This is a genomic window from Levilactobacillus lindianensis (assembly GCF_003946095.1).
Classification (GTDB): domain Bacteria; phylum Bacillota; class Bacilli; order Lactobacillales; family Lactobacillaceae; genus Levilactobacillus; species Levilactobacillus lindianensis.
Genome location: NZ_RHOD01000046.1, coordinates 1 through 3,481, shown reverse-complemented (window position 1 = coordinate 3,481; position 3,481 = coordinate 1). Strand labels below are relative to the sequence as shown.

General features: G+C 37.9%; 6 protein-coding genes. All 6 read right to left on the bottom strand.

Annotated features, from left to right (window positions below):
• On the bottom strand, positions 1-396 hold a 396-nt coding region (locus EKM70_RS10975; protein WP_191985900.1), incomplete at its 3' end, for a replication protein.
• Positions 397-459: 63 nt separating this feature from the next.
• On the bottom strand, positions 460-615 hold the full coding sequence (locus EKM70_RS10970) for a protein repA (protein ID WP_125547772.1): 156 nt from the start codon (positions 613-615) through the stop codon (positions 460-462).
• 148 nt (positions 616-763) lie between these two features.
• Positions 764-988, bottom strand: a complete 225-nt coding sequence (locus tag EKM70_RS10965) for a hypothetical protein (protein WP_125547775.1) — start codon at positions 986-988, stop codon at positions 764-766.
• 171 nt (positions 989-1,159) lie between these two features.
• Positions 1,160-2,242: a MobV family relaxase gene (gene mobV / locus EKM70_RS10960; protein WP_125547773.1), complete on the bottom strand. Its 1,083-nt coding sequence runs from the start codon at positions 2,240-2,242 to the stop codon at positions 1,160-1,162.
• 257 nt (positions 2,243-2,499) lie between these two features.
• Positions 2,500-3,162: a replication protein gene (locus EKM70_RS10955; protein ID WP_084989074.1), complete on the bottom strand. Its 663-nt coding sequence runs from the start codon at positions 3,160-3,162 to the stop codon at positions 2,500-2,502.
• A 63-nt stretch (positions 3,163-3,225) separates the two neighbouring features.
• Entirely contained in the window at positions 3,226-3,381 is a 156-nt protein-coding gene (locus EKM70_RS10950) for a protein repA (RefSeq protein ID WP_125547772.1), read from the bottom strand.
• Positions 3,382-3,481: the final 100 nt, after the last annotated feature.

The following is a 3,481-nucleotide window of genomic DNA, read 5'->3' as shown; positions in this document are numbered from 1 at the left end:
ATAAGCCTGAATCTTAGAATCGTCATATCTATATTTTTCAGGGTTATCCATATGAGTTAAATAACGCACAGCACCAGTTAAGCTACTTACACGTTGAGGTATAGGAGCTCTTAAAAGTCTAGCTAATTCATCAATTTGTTCAAAAGATTTATACCCTTTATAATTCAAAACAAGATGATAATGTGCCTTCTTTCGTTCCCCATCAGGATTTACATCTTTATCATGCAATGGACTAACAGCAACAGGCTCCATTCTGATAATATCCAACCAATCTTTCGGTGCGCTTTCAGGGTAGACTATAATTCCCCAATTACGTCCACGTTTAAACGGACGCTTAGTTTTTGGATTTAAATTTTCACGGGGGACCGTCCAATCAATATTAGCTTTATTCGTCATATGTTATAATAACCTCACATTCATTTTGGTTAGCGTCCTCGTCACAGGGCGCTTTTTTTATTGTTATTTATAAATTGTGCCAGCTTCCGAAACTTGGTTAATCAAAAAATTAACCAAACCAGATTTCGTCATGCCATATTTTTGTGCCAATTCTTCCAGTTTTCCATTAGTTTCAACAGGAATAGATAAAGTAACCTTTTTCTTTTCAATTTCAACCACAAAAAACACCTTCTTTCATACTAATTTAAGTGGACTAATTCAACTGTATTACATAATTCTATCGTACATACATAAGAAATACAAGGGGGCTAAAAAAAACAAAAAAAAAGTGTAATAAACCATTGATACATAAGCTTATAACACACTTTTACAATTTGAGCAGTGAGCAATGAGCACATGGGGGGTGTCGTAGTGCCCCCATGTTTTTTCCGCTCCCAATCAGTAAAAAATCAAAACCAAAAAGCAGATCAGCAAAAACCGCTGAACTACTTTTTAAAACCGTGGTTGCACCACACTGCCAAGCTGATGTCAGCTTGACCACCACACTTGCCGCCGTGGGGCTCGGGAAAGCAAAGGTTGCTTTCCAGTTCATCAGGCTTCTGGGTTGAGTGAAGTCAGTCAACTCCTTAAAGCCTCAAAAAGGGGCTAACTGCTAAAAGCAGCAAGCCCCTTTAATTCGATTTACCGTTGACTAACAGCTAGACAGAACTCTATTGCTAGAATGATATAGCCCTATTTAGCTTATATTTGCGTTCTAAGCACTTTAACGCTTTAAACTTGTATCTCTTTCAGGTTTCCGTTTAGATTGCTTAACAGGCTCATTTGGCGCTTTTAAGCCCACTTTGTGCCACGTCTCGGGTTTCATATGCACTTTATCGCCTAGTTTTTCTTTCAACACCTTGAACATACGCTTAATCAAATCTTGCGCATGATTTAATTGCGTCCGCAATTTGCTATTTTCAGCTTGCAGTTTATCATTCTTCATTTCCAATTCAAGCGCCCGACTACTAGCTTTAATTTCACTATCATGAGCTCTTTCAGCGTCAGATTTTGCATGGAGTGAATCAATAAAAGCACTCTTGGCATAAATTGCTCCCTGTTTCATTTGCTCAAAATCGTCTTTTTTAACCAACACGTAGCCTTTTTTAAAGCGTGGTTGTAAGGTTTCAACATTGACTACATCAAAATCAGATTTTTTAAAATCTTCGAATTCTTGTCTCTGTTTTTTTGTATCTGCTTTAACCGTCTCTAATTCTTGACGCATAGCCTTGTATTCAGGCACAGACAAATTTTTACGCTCTTTGTTTTTTTGACCCCGTTCAAGCTTAAAACCTTTGGACTGTAAGAACTCGGGTAGCTCATCTTGCACCTGTTGCAGGGCTTCCCGATTAAACACCCGCTTAGCCGACAGTTTATTATCTTTATCAAACGGCACGATCCCCATATGCATATGGGGCGTGTGCTCGTCTAAATGCACCCAAGCATAGCGGATATTCTCGTCCCCAAACTTTTCAGCAAAGTACTGTTTAGCAGTTTCAAAATAGGCTCTGGTCTGTTTTTCGTCCAGTTGCTCAAAGAACTCCTTATCACTCGTAATAACCCACTCATTGGCTAAGACAGCGTCTTTACGGACAGCTCGGGAGCCAGCCTTGCGTTCGTCAATATAAGACTGAATATCCGTCTTAAAATTGTTCGTCCGTCCAGCCACCAAATCATAGTTCAAATGTGACCGTGAGACATCAATATCTTGGTTGCTATGATTGCTAGTTTTCCGTTGGTCGTGATTACCCAAACCAACCAAATTATCAGCTTTCAATTTCTGCATTCTTGCGACAACAAAACTCATTCCACACACCCCCTAATTCGGACACCGTCCATGTAAAGTATAACCCACTATACTTTACTTCGCAAAGTGTGGTCTCTACCGAGGGTCGCTTTGCCAGCGGGACAGACCCCACCGCTCATTTTCCTACTCGGAAAATCTTGCTCTCGTGGCAGTTAATTTTGGCTGTTCTCTTCCGCCAAAATAATCGCCACTCACGGTTTTGCTTTCCAAGCAAAAAAAGAAATGGATCACTTATCCATTTCTTTCTAAAACAGTTCTTATTCATTTCGCTTTGAATAAGAATACCCTAAATCATCGGGTCTTTGTTTTTGCCAGTTTGATTTAATATATTCTTTAATAACTAACGTGTTTCTTTCAGTCGCAATTTCAAACCAACCAGCAGGACATTCATCAGACATACAATAATCCAATAAGTCTTTTAAATGAGTAATATTATTCTCTGAAATAAAAACAAACATATCCTTTAATGCTTCTCTTTTATCCCCTGTCGAAAGTCCTAAACAACTTTCCAAATCAAAACCACCATAAGCCTGAATCTTAGAATCGTCATATCTATATTTTTCAGGGTTATCCATATGAGTTAAATAACGCACAGCACCAGTTAAGCTACTTACACGTTGAGGTATAGGAGCTCTTAAAAGTCTAGCTAATTCATCAATTTGTTCAAAAGATTTATACCCTTTATAATTCAAAACAAGATGATAATGTGCCTTCTTTCGTTCCCCATCAGGATTTACATCTTTATCATGCAATGGACTAACAGCAACAGGCTCCATTCTGATAATATCCAACCAATCTTTCGGTGCGCTTTCAGGGTAGACTATAATTCCCCAATTACGTCCACGTTTAAACGGACGCTTAGTTTTTGGATTTAAATTTTCACGGGGGACCGTCCAATCAATATTAGCTTTATTCGTCATATGTTATAATAACCTCACATTCATTTTGGTTAGCGTCCTCGTCACAGGGCGCTTTTTTTATTGTTATTTATAAATTGTGCCAGCTTCCGAAACTTGGTTAATCAAAAAATTAACCAAACCAGATTTCGTCATGCCATATTTTTGTGCCAATTCTTCCAGTTTTCCATTAGTTTCAACAGGAATAGATAAAGTAACCTTTTTCTTTTCAATTTCAACCACAAAAAACACCTTCTTTCATACTAATTTAAGTGGACTAATTCAACTGTATTACATAATTCTATCGTACATACATAAGAAATACAAGGGGGCTAAAAAAAAA